A 19,274-nucleotide genomic window follows, 5' to 3' on the forward strand; every position below is an offset into this window, starting at 1 on the left:
CGGTCGTGCGGTCCTCAGGCCTCGAAGACCTCGTTGACCAGCTGCGTCTGCTCCGCCTGGTGACGCTTGGCCGAGCCGACCGCCGGGGACGAGCCGTGCGGCCGCGAGATGCGGCGCAGGCGCTCGCCGTGCGGCACGTCCGCGCCGACGGCCAGGTCCAGGTGGTCGATCAGGTTGAGCGCGATGAACGGCCACGCACCCTGGTTGGCCGGCTCCTCCTGGGCCCACAGGTACTTCTCGGCGTTCGGGTACTTGGCGATCTCGGCCTGGATCTCCGCACCCGGCAGCGGGTACAGCCGCTCCAGCCGGATGAGCGCGGTCTCCGTGTCGCCGCGCTTCTCCCGCTCGGCGTCCAGGTCGTAGAAGAGCTTGCCCGAGACGAAGACGACCTTGCGCACGTCCTCCGCCTTGACGGTGTCGTCGCCGATCACCGGACGGAAACCGCCGCTGGTGAACTCCTCGATCTTCGACGCCGCCGCCTTCAGACGCAGCATCGACTTCGGGGTGAAGACGATGAGCGGCTTGTGGTGCGGGTTGTGCACCTGCCAGCGCAGCAGGTGGAAGTAGTTCGAGGGGAGGGTCGGCATCGCGACCGTCATGTTGTCCTGCGCGCACATCTGGAGGAAGCGCTCGGGGCGGGCGGAGCTGTGGTCCGGGCCCTGGCCCTCGTAGCCGTGCGGCAGCAGCAGCGTGACGCCGGAGGTCTGGCCCCACTTCTGCTCGGCCGAGGAGATGAACTCGTCCACGACGGTCTGCGCGCCGTTGACGAAGTCACCGAACTGGGCCTCCCAGATGACCAGCGACTCCGGGCGGGCCAGCGAGTAGCCGTACTCGAAGCCCATCGCCGCGTACTCGCTGAGCAGCGAGTCGTAGACGTTGTACCGGGCCTGCTCCTCGGTGAGGTACAGCAGCGGGGTGTAGTCCTCGCCGGTGACCTGGTCCACCAGGACCGCGTGGCGCTGGCCGAAGGTGCCGCGGCGGCTGTCCTGGCCGGCGAGCCGGACCGGGGTGCCCTCCATCAGCAGCGAACCGATGGCCAGGGTCTCGCCCATGCCCCAGTCGATCGTGCCGTTCTCCACCGAGGCCGCGCGACGCTGCATCTGCGGCATCAGACGGGGGTGGACGGTGATCGTCTCGGGGATGTTGACCTGGGACTCGGCGATCCGCTTGATGACCTCGGCGGAGACCGCGGTGTCCACGGCCACCGGGAAGGCGGCCTGCGGCTCCGGGACGTGCGGGGAGGCGGGCTGCGCGGTGGCCTCGCGGACCTCGGCGAAGACCTTCTCCAGCTGGCCCTGGAAGTCCTGGAGCGCCTGCTCGGCCTCTTCCAGGGTGATGTCGCCGCGACCGATGAGGGACTCGGTGTAGAGCTTGCGCACCGAGCGCTTCTTGTCGATCAGGGTGTACATCTGCGGGTTGGTGAACTCCGGGTTGTCGCCCTCGTTGTGACCGCGGCGGCGGTAGCAGATGAGGTCGATGACGACGTCCTTGTTGAACGCCTGCCGGAACTCGAAGGCGAGCCGCGCGACACGGACCACGGCCTCCGGGTCGTCACCGTTGACGTGGATGATCGGCGCCTCGATCATGCGCGCCACGTCGGTGGCGTACATCGAGGAGCGCGAGGACTCCGGGGCGGCGGTGAAGCCGACCTGGTTGTTGATCACCACGTGCACGGTGCCGCCGGTGCGGTAGCCGCGCAGCTGCGACATGTTGAGCGTCTCGGCGACGACGCCCTGGCCCGCGAAGGCCGCGTCGCCGTGGAGCGCGACGGGCAGGACGGTGAAGTCCGTGCCGCCCTTGTTGATGATGTCCTGCTTGGCGCGGGCGATGCCCTCCAGGACCGGGTCGACCGCCTCCAGGTGCGAGGGGTTGGCGGCCAGCGAGACCTTGATCTGCTCGCCGTCCAGACCGGTGAAGGTGCCCTCGGCGCCCAGGTGGTACTTGACGTCGCCGGAGCCGTGCATCGAGCGCGGGTCGAGATTGCCCTCGAACTCGCGGAAGATCTGCGCGTACGACTTGCCGACGATGTTCGCCAGCACGTTGAGGCGGCCGCGGTGGGCCATGCCGATGACGACCTCGTCGAGGCGGGCCTCGGCTGCGGAGTCGATGACCGCGTCGAGCAGCGGGATGACGGACTCGCCGCCCTCCAGCGAGAACCGCTTCTGACCGACGTACTTGGTCTGGAGGAAGGTCTCGAACGCCTCGGCCGCGTTCAGCCGGCGCAGGATGCGCAGCTGCTCCTCGCGCTCGGGCTGCTGGGCGCGGGGCCGCTCCACCCGGTCCTGGAGCCACTTGCGCTGCTTCGGGTCCTGGATGTGCATGAACTCGATGCCGGTGGTGCGGCAGTACGACTCGCGCAGCACGCCGAGGATGTCGCGGAGCTTCATCATCGACTTGCCGGCGAACCCGCCGACCGCGAAGTCCCGCTCCAGGTCCCACAGGGTGAGGCCGTGCTCGGTGATGTCGAGGTCGGGGTGCTTGCGCTGGCGGTACTCCAGCGGGTCGGTGTCGGCCATGACGTGGCCGCGGACCCGGTAGGAGTGGATCAGCTCGAAGACCCGCGCGGCCTTCGTCACGTCGTTGTCGTGCGACGCGTCGATGTCCGTGAGCCAGCGGACCGGCTCGTACGGGATGCGCAGGGCCTTGAAGATCTCGTCGTAGAAGTCGTTCTGGCCGAGCAGCAGCTGCGAGACGATCCGCAGGAACTCGCCGGAGGCGGCGCCCTGGATGACCCGGTGGTCGTAGGTCGACGTGAGCGTCATGACCTTCGAGATGCCGAGCTTGTTCAGGGTGTCCTGGGAGGTGCCCTGGAACTCCGCCGGGTAGTCCATCGCGCCGACGCCCATGATGAGGCCCTGTCCGGGCATCAGGCGGGGCACCGAGTGGACGGTGCCGATGCCGCCGGGGTTGGTCAGCGAGGCGGTGACGCCGGTGAAGTCGTCCATGCCGAGCTTGCCGATGCGGGCGCGCCGGACGATGTCCTCGTACGCCTGCCAGAACTCGAAGAAGTTGAGCGTCTCGGCCTTCTTGATGGCCGCGACGACCAGCTGGCGGTCGCCGTTCGGCTTCACCAGGTCGATGGCCAGACCCAGGTTCACGTGGTCCGGCTTCACCAGGGTCGGCTTGCCGTCCTTCTCCGCGAAGGAGTGGTTCATCGACGGCATGGCCTTGAGGGCCTGCACCATCGCGTACCCGATGAGGTGGGTGAAGGAGATCTTCCCGCCACGGGCCCGCTTGAGGTGGTTGTTGATGACGATGCGGTTGTCGAAGAGCAGCTTCACCGGGACCGCGCGGACGGACGTGGCCGTCGGCAGCTCCAGCGAGGCGTTCATGTTCTTCGCGACGGCGGCGGAGGGGCCGCGCAGCGTCACGTACTCCGGTCCGGCCGGGGCCTCGGTGGCCTCGTCCGCCTTCGCCTTCGGCTTGGCGGGCGCGGCGGCGGGCTTGGCCGCCGCGGGCTTCGCCGGAGCCGCGGCCGGGGCGGCCTTGGCCGGTGCCGGGGCTGCCGGGGCAGCGGCGGCGGGCTTCGCCGGGGCCGGAGCGGCGGCGGCCGGGGCCGCGGGCTGCGCCGGGGTGGTGGCGGCCGGGGCCTGGGTTGCCGCAGCCCCCGAGGCTGCGGCGCCGGGAGCGGGCTTGTCCGCCGTGCCGGAGGAACCCGGCTTGTAGTCGGCGAAGAAGTCCCACCAGGCGCGATCGACCGAACTGGGATCCTGGAGGTACTGCTGGTAGATCTCGTCGACGAGCCACTCATTGGCGCCGAAAGCGGCGGCCGGGTCGGTACCCGGGCTGGCTTGGTCGGTCGAGATGCTCGAGTTACTGGGGGACTGAGACGACACGGCGGCAACCGCCCTCTTCCGCTTCACAAGGTGATGGACAGCGGAAATCAAGGCTACGCCCCCCAAACCGTTCCTTGCAGGCCGGGCCGGTGCTTCGTCGTGCACATCACATCGCAACGCGGGTTTCGGCGCAGGAAATGGCGGGAAACAAGCGAGGTTCCACTGCACTTCGGGTACGCAGGACCGTGGATACGGTCCTGAGACCGTATCCCGCCGGGGCTCCCCTCGGGGATCCCCTTCCAGGAGGACACGGGGAACGCGCCCTCCCGGTTCGAACCCTATGTCAACCGCATCGTCAATCGCGTCGCTCGGACAGCCCCGGCAGGGTGACCTGGATGCGGCAGCCCCGAGCGGATTCGGCCACGCCGATCCGGCCGCCGTGGAGATCCACCGCCCAGCGCGCGATCGCCAGCCCCAGCCCCGTACCGCCGTCGCTGCCCGGACCGTGCGGCGAGGGGGCCTGGCCCCGGTTGAACCGCTCGAAGACCCGGTGCCGTTCCGCCTCCGGGATGCCGGGGCCCTCGTCGATGACCTCCAGGACCAGCGACTCCGGATAGGGGCCGCGCCGGGCCAGCACCGTCACCCGGCCGTGCGGCGGGCTGTGCTTGACCGCGTTGTCGATCAGGTTGGCCACCACCTGGTGCAGCCGCTCGGCGTCCGCGTGCGCGGTCAGCTCCGGCGGTGAGACGTCCAGATGGAGGTGGACGTCCGTACGGGAGTGGTTGCCCGACCCCGACGACAGCCGGCGCTGGGTCGCGGCGAGATTGGCTTCTTTCAGTACGCCCGAAAGATACGGCCACACCTCGAAACGGCGGGCCTTGAGCGTCACCACCCCGTTGTCCAGCCGGGACAGGTCCAGCAGCGTCTCCACCAGCCGGCCGAGCCGCTCGGTCTGCTTCAGGGCCGTCCGCATCGTCTCCGGATCGGCGGCGGACACCCCGTCCACCACGTTCTCCAGCACGGCCCGCAGGGCGGCGATGGGCGTGCGCAGCTCGTGGCTGACATTGGCGACCAGCTCCTTCCGGTGCCGGTCCTCCGCCTCCAGGTCGTCCGCCATGCGGTTGATCGTCTGGGCCAGGTCGCCCAGCTCGTCCCGCCGCCCTGCCCCGCTCACCCGGCGCGTGTAGTCGCCGTGCGAGATGGACCGGGCCACCGCCCGCATCTCGTCCAGCGGCGCGGTCAGCCCGTGCGCCACGAACTGGGTGATCAGCAGCGTCGCGATCACCGAGAAGACGGTGATGAACTGGAACTCGGTCCGGGTCCGCAGGGCCACGATCAGCAGCCCCGTCGTGATGAACACCGAGACCACGACGAGCGTGCCCAGCTTGGCCTTGATGGAGAAGGGCCGCATCCCCGACCCTGGCCGGGTCATGGAGCCGGGGTCTCCAGGGCGTACCCCACGCCGTGCACCGTACGGATCCGCTCGGCGCCGATCTTCCGGCGCAGCGCCTTGATGTGGCTGTCGACCGTACGGGTCCCGGAGGCGTCCGCCCAGTCCCAGACCTCGGCCAGCAGCTGCTCGCGGGAGAGCACCGCGCGCGGGGTGTTGGCCAGGCAGACCAGCAGGTCGAACTCGGTCGGAGTGAGGTGGACGTCCTCGGCCCGCACCCGGACCCGGCGCTGCGCGTGGTCGATCTCCAGCTCGCCGAGGCGCAGTATCCCGCTCCTCGGGGTCACGGCGGCCAGCGCGGCGCGCTCGACCCGGCGGAGCAGGACGTGCACCCGGGCGGCCAGCTCCCGCATGGAGAACGGCTTGGTCATGTAGTCGTCGGCGCCGACCCCGAGCCCGACCAGCATGTCGGTCTCGTCGTCGCGCGCGGTCAGCATCAGCACCGGCACCGGGCGCTGCGCCTGGACCCGGCGGCAGACCTCCAGGCCGTCGAAGCCCGGGAGCATGATGTCGAGCACCATCAGATCGGGCTGCCAGGCCTCGGCGGCGTCCACGGCCGCGGGCCCGTCCAGTGCGGTCTGCACCAGAAAGCCCTCCGCCCGCAGCCGGGCGGCAATGGCGTCGACGATCGTGGCGTCGTCCTCGACCACCAGCACCCGGCGCTGGGCCCCCGGGGTGGCCGCGACGCCGTTGTGGGTGGTGTGTGTCTGTTCCATCGCCCCGCCCCTGCCCGTTCTCGTGGGGGCGAACCCCCGCGAGGCACGGTCTTCGCTCGTGGATTTCGTGGGTGATCCCTGTGTGCCGGTCAGCAGCGTAAAGGCAGCGGAGGGCTTCCGGCTACGCAGGGTGTTGTCCCGAGGGCATGTGTTCGGCCCCGGCGGGGCGGCGGATCGTCGGCCTTGTGGTGCGATGCCCGCCTCACCGCCGGACCACGCATACCGCCAGGGGGTTCCGCAGCCTCTTCAGGAACCCTTCGATGCGAGATGGACCACGTCCGGAACACCTCGGGCAACCGCCACTTCTTCGGTCCTAACCCTGGTGAACCCGGCATTCCGCAACGCCTGTTCGAACTCCGCCGACGGTTGCGCGGACCAGACCGCGAGCACTCCGCCCGAGGTCAGCCGGTCGAGACAGCGGGCCAGCCCGGTCGGGGAGTAGAGGCTCCCGTTGTCCTCCGTGACGGTCCAGTCCGGCCCGTTGTCGATGTCCAGGCAGAGCGCGTCGTAACGCTCCGTGGTGGTACGGAGGTGGTCGAGCAGATCCGTGTGCAGCACCTCGGTCCGGGGGTCGGCCAGCGCCGCCCCCGAGATCCGGTCCAGCGGCCCCCGCCGGTGCCAGTCCACGATCGCCCGCTCCCGCTCCACGACCGCGATCCGCCCCCACCGCTCCTCCTCGGCCGCCCGCACCAGCGAGAAGCCCACCCCGAGCCCGCCGATCAGTACGGAGGGGCCGGTCCGCCCGGCGGGCAGGGCGCCCAGGGCGGCGTCGATCAGCAGCCGCTCGGAGCGCCCGTCGGAGGTGTCCATCAGGAAGCAGCCGTTGGCGATGATCTCGAAGTGCTCCCCGCGCTCCCGCAGGACCACCTCGCCGAAGGGCCCTTCGCGGCGGTCCAGGGTGACGTGGGCGGGCGGAATCATGGCGCAGACGAAGGTGTCGGTGGTGTCGGTACGCGGCTCCATGGGGCCGATCTTAGGAGCGGGACAGCCGGGGCCGCGGGGCTGTTGCCCGAAGAGAGGGGCCGGAGCCTGCAGGGGGCCCGGCCGCGTTCGGGAGGGGTCGGGTCTTCGGGAGGACCCGGCGCCTTCGGGGCCCGGGGGAATAGCCGTTCCCCGGTACGCGCTCCCGAGGACAGAGGCCCCTGGCGACGGCGCGATCCACTGATCGCTGACAGCGAACACCGCGAGGGGAACATTCGGCGGCTCACAAGCATTGAGTCCACATAGCTCAACTTGCCTGCCGAAGGGGAGATCATGACTAACGAGTCCAAGGCGTTCACACCGATCGACCTGCCCGTGCTGCCGCTCGACGACGAGGTCGTCCTGCCCGGCATGGTGGTGCCGCTGGACCTGTCCGACGCCGAGGTGCGCGCCGCCGTCGAGGCCGCGCAGGCCGCCGCCCGTCCCGGTGGCGGCAAGCCCGAGGTGCTGCTCGTCCCGCGGATCGACGGGACGTACACGGGGACCGGTGTCCTCGGCACCGTCGAGCAGGTCGGACGCCTGAGCGACGGGGACCCCGGCGCGCTCATCAGGGCTCGTGACCGGGTCCGGATCGGGGCCGGGACCAGCGGTCCGGGGCGGGCGCTCTGGGTCGAGGGGACCGTGATCGACGTCGTCGTGCCCGATCCGCTGCCCGGATCCGTCGCCGAGCTGGCCAAGGAGTACAAGGCGCTCGCCACCAGCTGGCTGAAGAAGCGCGGTGCCTGGCAGGTCGTGGACCGGGTCCAGCAGATCGACGGCATCTCCGCCCTCGCCGACAACTCCGGATACTCCCCGTTCCTCTCCACCGCGCAGAAGGTCCAGCTCCTGGAGACCGTGGACCCGGTCGCGCGGCTGAAGCTCGCCATCCAGTGGCTGGGCGAGCACCTCGCCGAGCAGGATGTGGCCGAGTCCATCGCCAAGGACGTCCAGGAGGGCGTCGACAAGCAGCAGCGTGAATTCCTGCTCCGCCGCCAGCTCGACGCCGTACGCAAGGAGCTCTCCGAACTCAACGGCGACCCGGAGGACGAGTCCGACGACTACCGGGCCCGCGTCGAGGCCGCCGACCTGCCCGAGCACGTCCGCACGGCCGCGCTCAAGGAGGTCGACAAGCTGGAGCGGTCCAGCGACCAGTCGCCCGAAGGGTCCTGGATCCGCACCTGGCTGGACACCGTCCTCGAACTGCCCTGGACCGAGCGGACCGAGGACGCCTACGACATCCGCGGCGCCCAGGAGATCCTGGACGCCGAGCACGCCGGCCTGGCTGACGTGAAGGAACGCATCACCGAGTACCTCGCGGTGCGCAAGCGGCGCGCCGACCGGGGGCTGGGCGTCGTCGGCGGCCGCCGCGGCGGTGCCGTGCTCGCCCTCGTCGGGCCGCCCGGCGTCGGCAAGACCTCGCTCGGCGAGTCCGTCGCGCACGCCATGGGCCGCAAGTTCGTCCGCGTCGCGCTCGGCGGTGTCCGGGACGAGGCGGAGATCCGCGGCCACCGCCGTACGTACGTGGGCGCGCTCCCCGGCCGGATCGTGCGGGCGATCAAGGAGGCCGGTTCGATGAACCCGGTCGTCCTGCTCGACGAGATCGACAAGGTCGGCTCCGACTTCCGGGGCGACCCCGCCGCCGCCCTCCTGGAAGTCCTCGACCCGGCCCAGAACCACACCTTCCGCGACCACTACCTGGAGGTCGAACTCGACCTCAGCGACGTCGTCTTCCTGGCCACCGCCAACGTCCTCGAAGCCATCCCCGAGGCCCTGCTCGACCGCATGGAACTGGTCCGCCTCGACGGCTACACCGAGGACGAGAAGGTCGTCATCGCCCGGGACCACCTCCTCCCGCGCCAGCTGGAGCGGTCCGGCCTGGCGAAGGACGAGGTCACCCTGGAGGAGTCCGCGCTGCGCAAGCTGGCCGGGGAGTACACCCGCGAGGCGGGCGTACGGAACCTGGAGCGGGCTGTGGCCCGGCTGCTGCGCAAAGTCGCGGCCCAGCACGAACTGGGCGACCGCGAGCTGCCGTTCACGGTGACCGACGCGGATCTGCGCGGTCTGATCGGGCGCCCGCACCACGTGCCCGAGTCCGCCCAGGACCCGGCCGAGCGCCGCACCGCCGTGCCGGGCGTGGCCACCGGGCTCGCGGTGACCGGGGCGGGCGGTGACGTCCTCTTCGTCGAGGCCTCCCTCGCCGACCCGGAGACCGGGGCCTCCGGACTGACCCTGACCGGTCAGCTCGGGGACGTCATGAAGGAGTCCGCCCAGATCGCGCTGAGCTTCCTCCGCTCGCACGGCGCGGAGCTGGAGCTTCCGGTCGGTGACCTCAAGGACCGGGGCGTGCACGTCCACTTCCCGGCGGGCGCGGTCCCCAAGGACGGCCCGAGCGCGGGCATCACGCTCACGACCGCGCTGGCCTCGCTGCTCTCCGGACGGCTCGTCCGGACGGATGTGGCGATGACCGGTGAGGTCTCGCTGACCGGGCGGGTGCTGCCGATCGGCGGCGTCAAGCAGAAGCTGCTGGCCGCCCACCGCGCGGGCATCACCACCGTGGTGATCCCGCAGCGCAACGAGGCCGACCTGGACGACGTCCCGGCCGAGGTGCTGGAGAAGCTGGACGTCCGTCCGGTCACCGACGTCCGCCAGGTGCTGGAGATCGCCCTCGCCCCGGCCTCGGCCCCGGCGGAGGAGAGGATCCCGGCCGCGGCCTGACCGCCACGCAGTGACGGGCGCGGCATCAGGTACGCGGCCGGTACGGACGGCCCGCCCCCGAGTCGAGGGGGCGGGCCGTTCCGCGTGCGCCCCGGGTGCGTGCGTGCGTGTGTGTGCGGGCGGTGCGAACACGTCCGTACGTACGTGGTCCGGCGGGTGCCCGTCTCCGTACGTGGCCCGGGTGCCCGCCCCGCGCCCGTACGGGGCGGGCCGTTCCGTGTCCGTACGGGGGCGGGCTGTTCCGCGTGGACGGGCGGCGGCCCGTGCTCAGGGGCGGTAGATCGTGCCCGGCTGCGGCACCGCCGGGGCCATCAGCTCCGGGACGGTCACGAAGGTGTAGCCGTCCTTCTGGAGCGCGTCGATGATCCCCGGCACGGCGGGCACGGTGCCCTTGTAGATGTCGTGGAGCAGGATGATGCCGTCCTTGCCCGCCTGGTCCAGGATCCGCCGGGTGATCAGCGCGGAGTCGTTCGTCGAGTAGTCCTTGGCGGTCGCGCTCCACAGCACCTGCGAGAGCCCCAGCTCCTTGCTGATCCCGGAGACCCGGTCGTCGGTGCGGCCCTGCGGCGGGCGCATCAGCCGGGGCCGCTTCCCGGTGATCTCCTCGATCGCTTCCTGGGTCTTCTCCAGCTCGGCCCGGATCTCCTCCGGCTCCTCGTCGGTGAGGATCTTGTGCGTCCAGGTGTGGTTGGCCACCTCGTGGCCCTCGTCGTGGATGCGCCGCACGGTGTCCGGGTGCTTGAGGACGTGGTGTTCACCCAGCAGGAAGAAGGTCGCGGAGACCTTCTTCTCCTTCAGGATGTCCAGCAGCTCCGGTGTGTCCTTGCCCGGCCCCGCGTCGAAGGTCAGGGCTATGCACTTCGCCTTGCGGCAGTCCGCCCGCCCGAAGGAACCCTTGGCGTCGGCCGCCGCGTCCTGCCGGGCCGAGCCGGGAGCCGTCGTCTCCATCGAGCAGCCGGCGAGCGCCAGTGTGAGCGTCGCCACCAGGGCGGCGGCCAACCCGCCACCGAGTACGGACATCTTCCTGGGCATGGCGGACACCACTCCTCTGCACTCCTCCGCGCCGAAGTCTCCGCACAGGCGTGCGGTACGCGGTGACTATACATAGCGCGTATACATCGAGTGCATAGTGGGGGTGCGGGGTGCCGCGCACCCCGGTGACCTGCGCAGGGGCGCCGGGGTCGGGGTGGCGGCCCTTCGGTGTCAGCCGTTCGCCAGGGCCTGGACGCGGTCCGGCGCGCCGTTGAAGCGGTTGTGGTCGCCGACGATCGGGCCGGTCGCGGTGTACTGCCACATCGTGTGGACGGGCCAGCCGGTCGGCGGCTCGCCGACCGTCGTGTCGTAGCGGGCCGCCCGGAGCGGGTTGGTGGCGCCGGATCTGTGGCGGTGCAGGGGTTTGGGTGTGCCTCCGGGGGTGGCGGTGCCGGGAGTGGGGGCGGGGGCCCGCACAGCCGTGCGGGTGAGGTGCGGTCGTACGATGTGGCGTGCTCATGTCATCTGTACGTTCCGGTCGTGACGCTACGCACGGAGACCCGGCGGGCGGAAGGGGGCCTGGCGGCCGCCGTTGGTCTACGCCTGCGAAATACTGGCCCGGCTGCGGCGTTGACCGGCCGTGGAAGAGACTTTCATCGGCAGGGAACCGTACGAGGGGTGCTGACGTGCACGGGAGCGAGAGCGCGCGGGAGCCGGACGCGACCGCCGGAGCTGGTGTGGATCACGAGTTCCTGGCGCTGGAGCGCGAGTTGGCGGTCTTCCTGCGCCGGGCGCGGGCCAGCTCGGGGGAGATGGCCCGGGAGGTCCACCCCGAACTGGAGCCCGCCGCCTACGGGCTCCTCGTCCGCCTGGAGTCGGCCGGCCGGCAGCGGGCCACCGGACTGGCGGCCTACTTCGGCGTCGGCAAGGCCACCATGAGCCGTCAGCTGCGGGCCCTGGAGGACCTGGGGCTGGTCGCCCGCGAACCCGATCCGGCGGACGGCCGCGCCTGGCTCGTCCGGCTGACCGACGAGGGCCTGGCCCGCTTCCGCAGCGTCCGCGACGCCCGGCGCGGGCGGTACGTCCGCAAGCTGGCCGACTGGGACCGGGCGGAGGTGGCCGAGCTGGCCCGGCTGCTGCACCAGCTGAACACCCGCGCGGAGGAGTGACCTTGCTCCCGGACCGGCCGGTGACCTTCCCCTCCCCGGACCGGGCGGCGGCCTTGCCACCGGGGTCGGGTGGAGGGGTGGGGTCCGCCCTTGCGGTGACCCTGCTCCCGGGGCGCGCGGAGAGGTGACTCCCGGCCCGTATGCGGAGGTGGCGTCCGGCCGTGCGGTCTTGCGGCCCCGAGCGCGCGCACCCCGCCCCCGCCCCTACAGCTCCATGAACACCGCCGTCGCGTCGTCGTGCGTCTTGCTCCGCCGCAGCCGTACGCGCCCGGCGTCCGCGTCGGCCGCCTCCAGCTCCCGTACCCGGCGGATCAGCCCCCGGGGCCCCTCCTCGCGCAGCAGTTCCACCGTGGCTGCCCAGTCGCCCTCCCGGAACAGCTCCGTCCACCGGCCCGCCCCGTCCGTCAGCGCGGCCAGCGAGCGGACCTCGGCGGCCGGGACGCTGCCGGTCACCGCGCGTGAGGAGACCGAGGGGTCGGCGGCGGCCGTGAAGAAGCCGCCCTCCTTGTTCCGCAGCCGGGCGTCCACGTCCGCCACGGAGGAGAGCGAGCCCGGCGGCAGCCGGTCGAGGCGGTCGTCCACCACCGCCCGCACCGTGCCGTCCGGGGCCTCCAGCAGAAGTGCCGCATCGGAGAGGACCAGATACTCGATCGTGTGTTCGCCCCAACGCGCCAGGGCCACGGTCGCCTGAGGCGTGCGTGCGTGAGAAAGGTCACAGGTCGCCCGGTGGGCGTCGGCGGTGCGGCGGATGGACGACGACAGAATCTCGGCCAGATCCATATCTCGCCGTGAACCCGACAGTTCCACCAGCGCGCCGCCCAGCCGGGCGGTGAACCAGGGGACGGAGTGCACACAACCGTCGTCCCCCCGGGGTGGCGTCACCCCGTCGAGCGCCACCATCACTCCCCCCTGGCCGGACGCGGGGAGGGCAGCGGATGCCCAGTCCTCGTTGGGGCGTTCGGGGTCGCCGGGGACGGTGGCGAGTTCGAGGCGCATGGGGCCAGTCTGCACGAGGCCTTCACCAGCCCCGCACGGGAGCGGTTTTCGGCCGTACCAGCAGGTCAACGCGGGCCCGGTGGACGGAGCGCGGGCTCCCGGCCGGGTGCGGGCGGGCATCCTGCCAAAGGCGGCGCCGAAGTTCCACCCCGCCCCCTATGCATGGTCAGGGGCGCGTCTGGGGAGACTTGTTCGCCAACTCAGGAGTGATGTTCACTCGTTCGAGTGGCGGAGCGGTTGATGCGCGCCCCCCTCTCAAAACCACTGGAATGGTCGGAAGCCGTACCAGGAGCGGGGGCCTTCTACGTGACCGAGCGTCACCTCTGCTTCAAGGGTGGACGAGTCAAGATTGCGAGCACCGGTGCAGAAGAAGCGGCCGCGGAGCCAGGGCAGCACGCGCGACGGTTCCGGGGCGACGCCTCCGGCTCAGGGCGCGGACCAGGGAGCCGACCGGCGGACCGGTAAGCGGACGGGGAAGCGGACCGTACGGGTACGGAGCCGGCTGGTCGCCGGGGTCGCCGTCGTCGGGATCACCGTCATCGCGGCGGGCGCCCCCGCCGCGCTCGGTGCCTCCTCGGACCTGGCCGAGTCCCAGCGGCTGGTGACCCTCTCCCAGCTGAACCGGCAGGCCGTCACCCTGGCGCACTCCCTGGCCGACGAGCGCGACGCCGTCACCGCGTACATCGCGGGCGGCCGGGCCGACGACGGCAAGGACGGCGAGGAGAGCCGCCTCACCCGCACCACCCGTGTCGACCAGCAGATCGACGAGATCCACGGACCGGCCCCCGCCGCCCTGCGCCGCGACCTCTCCACCGTGCCCTCCCTGCGCCGGGACGCCCTCACCGGCAAGGGCTCGGCCCTGGAGGCCCACCAGGCGTACTCCGAGGTCATCGCCAAGCTGCACGGCATCGCCGCCGAACTGGCCGAGAAGACCCCGCCGCGCGCCGCCGAGGCCACCCGCGCCCCGCTCGCGCTCGGCGGCGCCGCCGAGCAGGCCTCCGCCACCCGCGGGCTCCTCCTCGCCGCCCTCGCCGTGCCGAGCCCCGAGCCCGCCGCCCCGCAGATCGACCCCTTCACCGGGCTGCCGGTCGAGACCGAGGACGACGAGAGCAAACGAGCCGACCGCGACCGGGACGAGCTGAGCGCCGCCGCCCAGCAGGCCCGGGTCCGGGAGCTGGCCTCGCTCGCCGCGTTCGACCAGGCCGCGAACCCCGTCGCCCGCGACAAGCTCGCCGCCACCGTCACCGGCCCCGAGGTCAACAGCGCGGAGAAGTACCTCACCCGCCTCACCGACCGCCCCGAACTCTCCGAGAGCGAGCGCAAGACCGACGCCGCCCAGCTGGAGGCCGCGCTCTCCGCCCGCATCGACCGGATGCGCGGCGTAGAGTCCGCCCTCGCCACCACCCAGGTCCAGCGGCTCGAAGGCATCCGCGACGACGACGTCACCGCCCTCGAACTGAGCATCGCCCTGCTCGGCGGCTGCTTCCTCGTCGCCGTCGGCGTCTCCACCGCCGTCGCCCGCACCCTCACCCAGCCGCTCGCCGTCCTGCGTATCGGAGCCGCCCGCCTCGCGGAGGAGCCCGAGACGGCCGACCCGGTCCGCTACACCGGCCGCAACGACGAGTTCGCCCAGGTCGTCCGGTCCATGAACACCCTGCACGCCAAGCTGACCGGGCTGCACCAGGAGTTCACCGGCCGCTTCGAGAGCCTCGGCACCGAGCGCGCCGAACTCATCGCCGGCCGCGAGGCGCTCACCCTCCAGCGCGCCGAACTCCAGGTCCAGACCGCCGAGCTGGCATCCCAGCTGGAGCGGCTGAAGAACACCGTCCACCACACCTTCGTCAACCTCTCGCTGCGCAACCTCGGCCTCGTCGAGCGCCAGCTCGCCGTCATCGAGAGCCTGGAGGAGCGCGAGCAGGACCCGGAGCGGCTCGCCACCCTGTTCAAGCTGGACCACATGGCCACGGTCATGCGCCGCCACAGCGAGAACATGCTCGTCCTCGCGGGCGCCGAGCACGGCCACGGCCACGCGGGCCCGATCCCGCTGGTCGACGTGGCCCGCGCGGCCGTCAGCGAGATCGAGCGGTACGAGCGGGTCACCATCCAGTCCCTGCCCCCGCACGCCCAGATCGCCGGGTTCGCCGCCGACGACCTCAGCCACCTCCTGGCCGAACTCCTGGAGAACGCCACCTCCTTCTCCCCGCCGGACTCGCACGTCGAGCTCTCCGGCTGGCTGCTGGAGAGCGGCGAGGTGATGCTCTCCGTGCAGGACGCGGGCATCGGCATGTCGAGCGTCCGGATGGGCGAGCTGAATGCGAGGCTGGCCGACCCGGCCTCCTTCGAGGCGGGGGAGCAGAGCGCCGACGGGGCCGGACTCGGCCTCCAGGTCACCTCGTTGCTGGCCGCCCGGCACGGTGTACGGGTCCAGCTGCGCGAGCAGAAGGGGAGTGGAGTGACGGCCGTCGTCGTCCTGCCGCAGGCCCTGCTGCCCAACTCGCTGCCCGCCTCCTCGCCGCCCGCCGTCCAACTGCCCGGCGAGGCGCCCACGCTCAACCTGCCGGGCTCGGTGGCCGAGGCCAACTCCAACGCCCTGCCGAGCCGTACGCCGATCCCGCCGCCGGCCGCGCACCCCACCCCGGTCGCACCGGAGGCCGAGGGCGCCGCGGCGCCCGAGCGGACCGCCGGGCCGACCGCGGCCCCGGACCGGGACGCGGACCCGGACCGGGACGCGGCCGAGGCCATCCCGGGGGACGCCGAGACCACGGCCTCCCTGCCCGTCGTCGACCCGATGATCGCCGCCGCCGAGCGCGCGATCCGCGAGGCCGGAGCACGGGAACCCGCACCCGCCGAGGGGCCCGAAGCCACCGCCGTACCGCGGCAGGAGTCCGGCACGGACGCGGGCGCCGGTACGGAACCGGCATTCCCCGCCGCCGACCCGGCGGCAGCCGGTCCGGCCGCCGAGCCCGCCACCGGGGCCCCCGCGGAGTCGGACGCCGAAATCACGATGCAGGTCCGCCTGCCGAAGCCCCCGGCGGACTCGGACTCGGACTCGGACCCGGACCCGGCGGACCAGACCCCGGCGGCCCCGGATCCGGCCCCGGCCGCGGAGGCCCCCGCCCCCGACCCGTACGCCATCGGCCCCGACCGGCACGAGCGTCCCGCCGAGAGCGGTCCGGGAGGTCAGGAGCCGGACGGTTCCGCTTTCCGCCCCGAGCCCCGTGCCCAGGCCGCCGCCGAGACCGTCCCCGGCCCCCGGAGGCCGGAGGAGCGGCGGATCACCGACAAGGGGCTCCCCAAGCGCACCCCCAACGTGGTCCGGCCCGAGGGCGCCCCCACCACCGGGCGTACCGGCGGCCTCGACAAGGAGGACCTGCGCCGTCGGCTGGGCAGCTTCCACCAGGCGGCGAAGGAGGGCCGGCGCGATGTCGAGGCGGAGATCGCCGGGTCCACCGGCTCCATCGCCCTGGCCGACCGCGAGGGCGACCGCACCGCCGGGCGCGCGGCCGACCGCGAAGGCGTGACCACCGCGGGTACGGGGCACGAGACCCCCCGCACCACGGACGGCGCCACCGGCACCGCACACGGCACACGTACCGAGCAGAGCGGCGGCCGCGCGGCGGACCACCGAAACGGAGAGACGGGGGACACAGTCGAGGAGGCACGCAGTTGACTGCGCCCAGCACGTTCGGGCTGAGTACCGAGGCCCGGAACCTTCACTGGTTGCTGAGCAATCTCGTGGAGGAGGTGCCAGGGGTCCACTCGGTCACCGTCGTCTCGTCCGACGGGCTGATGCTGCTCTCCTCCGACCCCGGCCACCACGAGGTGAAGGAGGCCGGGCCCTCGGACGGGCCGAAGGGCTCCAGCGCCGATCTGGCCACCATCGTCTCCGGCATCGGCTCGCTCACCGTCGGCGCCGCCAAGCTGATGGACGGCGGCGGGGTCAAACAGACCATGGTCGCCATGGACGAGGGCAGCGTCTTCGTCATGTCGATCAGCGACGGCTCCCTTCTCGGCGTCCACGCCACCCCTGACTGCGACATGAGCGTCGTCGCCTACCACATGGCCCTCTTCGTCGGCCGGGCCGGACACGTCCTCACCCCCGAACTCCGCAGCGAGCTGCGCAAATCGATGGAGAGTACCCAGTGACGAGTGCCGCAGCCGAGCCGGCTCCGCGCCTCCCCGTCCGCGGGGCCGACAAGCGCTCCGCCCGGGTCCGCCCGTACTCCCTCACCGGCGGCCGCACCCGGTTCGGGCACGTACTGCTCGTCGAGACGTTCGTCGCCGCCCTCGAAGCACCCGAGGAGCGCCGCGAGCTGACCAACGGCAACCTCGCTTCGCGCGTCATGCCGGAGCTCCAGGCCATCGTCGAGATCTGCCGCCGGATGCGTACGGTCGCGGAGATCTCGGCTCTGCTGAAGATGCCGCTCGGAGTCGTCCGGGTGCTGCTCAGCGACCTGGCCGACCAGGGAAAGATCCGCGTGTACGGGACCGGTCACGGCACCGGCCAGCCCGACCGCGCACTGCTCGAAAGGGTGCTCAATGGACTCCGCCGTCTCTGAGGCGCCGCTCTTCGCCCCGCGCCGGCCGTCGCTCTCCCCGGACCAGCCGTCCCGCTCCCGGGACCGGCCGGAGGAGGCCCTCCAGCCCTGGCAGCTCGACCACACCCGCGCGCCCACCGCGACCAAGATCGTGGTGGCGGGCGGATTCGGCGTCGGCAAGACGACGTTCGTCGGCGCGGTCTCCGAGATCACCCCGCTGCAGACCGAAGCGCTGATGACGCAGGCCAGCGAGGAGACCGACGACCTCTCCGCGACGCCCGAGAAGACCACCACGACGGTGGCGATGGACTTCGGCCGGCTCACCCTGGACGACGACCTCGTGCTGTACGTCTTCGGCACCCCGGGCCAGCAGCGCTTCTGGTTCATGTGGGACGACCTGGTGCGCGGTGCGATCGGTGCGATCGTCCTGGCCGACACCCGGCGCCTGGAGGACTGCTTCCCCGCGCTCGACTACTTCGAGAGCTGCGGGCTGCCGTACATCGTGGCGGTCAACCACTTCGAGGGCACACCCGGTTACGCGGCGGAGGACGTCAGGGAGGCCCTGACCGTACCGCCGCAGGTGCCGATAGTGATCATGGACGCGCGTAACAGGATCACGGTCGTCGAGTCGCTGCTGGCCCTGGTGGGCCATGCTCTCGACGTCACCCCCGCCTGAGAACGCGTACACCGCACCGATCACACACAACGGAGAGCCGCGATGCGGAAGATACTGATAGTCGGAGCCGGGCAGTCGGGGCTCCAGCTGGCCCTGGGGCTGCAGTCCAAGGGGTACGAAGTCACCCTGATGTCCAACCGCACGGCCGACGAGATCCGCACCGGCCGGGTCATGTCGACGCAGTGCATGTTCCACACCGCGCTCCAGCACGAGCGGGACTACCAGCTGAACTTCTGGGAGTCCCAGGCCCCGCGGATCGAGGGCCTCGGTGTCTCCGTCGCCGCCCCCGACTCCTCGCGCGCCATCGACTGGGTCGGCAGGCTCGACGGGTACGCCCAGTCGGTCGACCAGCGGGTGAAGATGGCCGGCTGGATGGAGACCTTCGCCCAGCGCGGCGGGCAGCTCGTCATCCACGGGGCGGCCGTCTCCGACCTGGACTACTTCTCCCGCACCTACGACCTGGTGATGGTCTCGGCGGGCAAGGGCGAGCTGGTCTCCATGTTCGGCCGGGACGCGGCCCGTTCGCCGTTCGACGCCCCGCAGCGGGCGCTGGCCGTCGCCTACGTCCACGGGATGGGCCCGCGCCCGGAGCACCCGGAGTTCGACGCGGTCCGCTGCAACCTGGTGCCGGGCGTCGGCGAGCTGTTCGTGATGCCGACGCTCACCACCTCCGGCCGCGCCGACATCCTCTTCTGGGAGGGCGTACCGGGCGGCCCGCTCGACGCCTTCCAGGGCATCAAGGACCCCTCCGAGCACCTGGCGAAGACGCTGGAGCTGATGGAGAGGTTCACGCCGTGGGAGTACGCCCGCGCCACCAAGGTCGAGCTGACCGACGCCAACGGCACCCTCGCGGGCCGGTACGCCCCCACCGTCCGCAAGCCGATCGGCCGGCTCCCCGGCGGCGGCCTGGTCCTCGGGGTCGCGGACGTCGTCGTCGCCAACGACCCGATCACCGGCCAGGGCTCCAACTCGGCCTCCAAGTGCGCCAACTCCTACCTGGACTCGATCCTGGAGCACGGTGACAAGGAGTTCGACGCGGCCTGGATGCAGTCCACCTTCGACCGCTACTGGGAGACCGCCCAGCACGTCGTGAAGTGGACCAACGCCATGCTGGGCGTCCCGCCGGAGCACGTACTGAACCTGATCGGCGCGGCCGGTCAGCTCCAGCCGGTCGCGGACCGCTTCGCCAACGGCTTCAACGACCCGGCGGACTTCGAGAACTTCTTCTACGACCCCGAGAAGACGAACGCCTACCTGGCCTCGGTCCCCGCCGGACGGTAGAGAGCCGGTCCCCGCCGGGCGGTGG

General features: G+C 71.8%; 13 protein-coding genes and 1 pseudogene. 7 read left to right on the plus strand and 7 right to left on the minus strand.

The window, feature by feature from the left end:
• Window positions 1-14 precede the first annotated feature (14 nt).
• From ACQ9ZG_RS23660 to ACQ9ZG_RS23675, 4 genes are all read right to left on the minus strand, one after another.
• A complete protein-coding gene (locus ACQ9ZG_RS23660; RefSeq protein ID WP_499281206.1) occupies window positions 15-3,836 on the minus strand; it encodes a multifunctional oxoglutarate decarboxylase/oxoglutarate dehydrogenase thiamine pyrophosphate-binding subunit/dihydrolipoyllysine-residue succinyltransferase subunit in 3,822 nt (1,273 codons plus the stop codon).
• Between the two features lie 295 nt (window positions 3,837-4,131).
• On the minus strand, window positions 4,132-5,208 hold the full coding sequence (locus ACQ9ZG_RS23665) for a HAMP domain-containing sensor histidine kinase (RefSeq protein ID WP_028416340.1): 1,077 nt from the start codon (window positions 5,206-5,208) through the stop codon (window positions 4,132-4,134).
• On the minus strand, window positions 5,205-5,942 hold the full coding sequence (locus tag ACQ9ZG_RS23670) for a response regulator transcription factor (RefSeq protein ID WP_015611314.1): 738 nt from the start codon (window positions 5,940-5,942) through the stop codon (window positions 5,205-5,207). Before ACQ9ZG_RS23670 ends, ACQ9ZG_RS23665 begins: the two co-directional genes overlap by 4 nt.
• Window positions 5,943-6,188: 246 nt before the next feature.
• Window positions 6,189-6,905, minus strand: a complete 717-nt coding sequence (locus ACQ9ZG_RS23675; RefSeq protein WP_375138342.1) for a spermidine synthase family protein — start codon at window positions 6,903-6,905, stop codon at window positions 6,189-6,191.
• A 291-nt stretch (window positions 6,906-7,196) separates the two neighbouring features.
• On the opposite strand from ACQ9ZG_RS23675, the gene lon reads away from it, so the two are divergent.
• On the plus strand, window positions 7,197-9,617 hold the full coding sequence (gene lon, locus ACQ9ZG_RS23680) for an endopeptidase La (RefSeq protein WP_084992267.1): 2,421 nt from the start codon (window positions 7,197-7,199) through the stop codon (window positions 9,615-9,617).
• A 267-nt stretch (window positions 9,618-9,884) separates the two neighbouring features.
• Here the strand turns inward: lon and ACQ9ZG_RS23685 are convergent, their stop codons facing one another.
• Both ACQ9ZG_RS23685 and ACQ9ZG_RS23690 read right to left on the minus strand, forming a co-directional pair.
• Window positions 9,885-10,649 (minus strand): polysaccharide deacetylase family protein, encoded by a 765-nt coding sequence (locus tag ACQ9ZG_RS23685; protein ID WP_109916218.1) that lies wholly within the window; start codon window positions 10,647-10,649, stop codon window positions 9,885-9,887.
• 171 nt (window positions 10,650-10,820) lie between these two features.
• Window positions 10,821-10,991 (minus strand): annotated as a pseudogene (locus ACQ9ZG_RS23690) (lysozyme); the annotation flags it as partial.
• Between the two features lie 284 nt (window positions 10,992-11,275).
• Between ACQ9ZG_RS23690 and ACQ9ZG_RS23695 the strand changes: the two are divergent.
• Window positions 11,276-11,758: a MarR family winged helix-turn-helix transcriptional regulator gene (locus ACQ9ZG_RS23695; protein ID WP_084992263.1), complete on the plus strand. Its 483-nt coding sequence runs from the start codon at window positions 11,276-11,278 to the stop codon at window positions 11,756-11,758.
• Between the two features lie 204 nt (window positions 11,759-11,962).
• Here the strand turns inward: ACQ9ZG_RS23695 and ACQ9ZG_RS23700 are convergent, their stop codons facing one another.
• Window positions 11,963-12,754 (minus strand): hypothetical protein, encoded by a 792-nt coding sequence (locus tag ACQ9ZG_RS23700; protein ID WP_109916217.1) that lies wholly within the window; start codon window positions 12,752-12,754, stop codon window positions 11,963-11,965.
• A gap of 361 nt (window positions 12,755-13,115) precedes the next feature.
• Between ACQ9ZG_RS23700 and ACQ9ZG_RS23705 the strand changes: the two genes are divergently transcribed.
• The 5 genes from ACQ9ZG_RS23705 to ACQ9ZG_RS23725 are packed head-to-tail and all read left to right on the plus strand — an operon-like array spanning window position 13,116 to window position 19,249.
• Window positions 13,116-16,424 carry a sensor histidine kinase gene (locus ACQ9ZG_RS23705; RefSeq protein WP_499281634.1) on the plus strand — a complete coding sequence of 1,103 codons (3,309 nt, stop codon included), beginning with the start codon at window positions 13,116-13,118 and terminating at the stop codon, window positions 16,422-16,424.
• Window positions 16,421-16,900: a roadblock/LC7 domain-containing protein gene (locus ACQ9ZG_RS23710; RefSeq protein ID WP_032780745.1), complete on the plus strand. Its 480-nt coding sequence runs from the start codon at window positions 16,421-16,423 to the stop codon at window positions 16,898-16,900. Before ACQ9ZG_RS23705 ends, ACQ9ZG_RS23710 begins: the two co-directional genes overlap by 4 nt.
• Window positions 16,897-17,313, plus strand: a complete 417-nt coding sequence (locus ACQ9ZG_RS23715) for a DUF742 domain-containing protein (RefSeq protein WP_018492145.1) — start codon at window positions 16,897-16,899, stop codon at window positions 17,311-17,313. The genes ACQ9ZG_RS23710 and ACQ9ZG_RS23715 overlap by 4 nt, the downstream gene beginning before the upstream one ends.
• Window positions 17,294-17,968, plus strand: coding sequence for a GTP-binding protein (locus ACQ9ZG_RS23720; RefSeq protein WP_028416349.1), 675 nt, complete (start codon window positions 17,294-17,296; stop codon window positions 17,966-17,968). The genes ACQ9ZG_RS23715 and ACQ9ZG_RS23720 overlap by 20 nt, the downstream gene beginning before the upstream one ends.
• Before the next feature lie 42 nt (window positions 17,969-18,010).
• Window positions 18,011-19,249 (plus strand): styrene monooxygenase/indole monooxygenase family protein, encoded by a 1,239-nt coding sequence (locus ACQ9ZG_RS23725; protein ID WP_028416350.1) that lies wholly within the window; start codon window positions 18,011-18,013, stop codon window positions 19,247-19,249.
• Window positions 19,250-19,274: the final 25 nt, after the last annotated feature.

This window comes from Streptomyces araujoniae (assembly GCF_050871195.1).
GTDB lineage: Bacteria > Actinomycetota > Actinomycetes > Streptomycetales > Streptomycetaceae > Streptomyces > Streptomyces bacillaris.

What these genes read in the sequence shown, in the direction of transcription:
- ACQ9ZG_RS23665 (WP_028416340.1), bottom strand. Translation starts at nt 5,208, where the DNA reads ATGACCCGGCCAGGGTCGGGGATGCGGCCCTTCTCCATCAAGGCCAAG.
- ACQ9ZG_RS23670 (WP_015611314.1), bottom strand. Translation starts at nt 5,942, where the DNA reads ATGGAACAGACACACACCACCCACAACGGCGTCGCGGCCACCCCGGGG.
- ACQ9ZG_RS23675 (WP_375138342.1), bottom strand. Translation starts at nt 6,905, where the DNA reads ATGGAGCCGCGTACCGACACCACCGACACCTTCGTCTGCGCCATGATT.
- lon (WP_084992267.1), top strand. Translation starts at nt 7,197, where the DNA reads ATGACTAACGAGTCCAAGGCGTTCACACCGATCGACCTGCCCGTGCTG.
- ACQ9ZG_RS23685 (WP_109916218.1), bottom strand. Translation starts at nt 10,649, where the DNA reads ATGCCCAGGAAGATGTCCGTACTCGGTGGCGGGTTGGCCGCCGCCCTG.
- ACQ9ZG_RS23700 (WP_109916217.1), bottom strand. Translation starts at nt 12,754, where the DNA reads ATGCGCCTCGAACTCGCCACCGTCCCCGGCGACCCCGAACGCCCCAAC.
- ACQ9ZG_RS23720 (WP_028416349.1), top strand. Translation starts at nt 17,294, where the DNA reads ATGGACTCCGCCGTCTCTGAGGCGCCGCTCTTCGCCCCGCGCCGGCCG.
- ACQ9ZG_RS23725 (WP_028416350.1), top strand. Translation starts at nt 18,011, where the DNA reads ATGCGGAAGATACTGATAGTCGGAGCCGGGCAGTCGGGGCTCCAGCTG.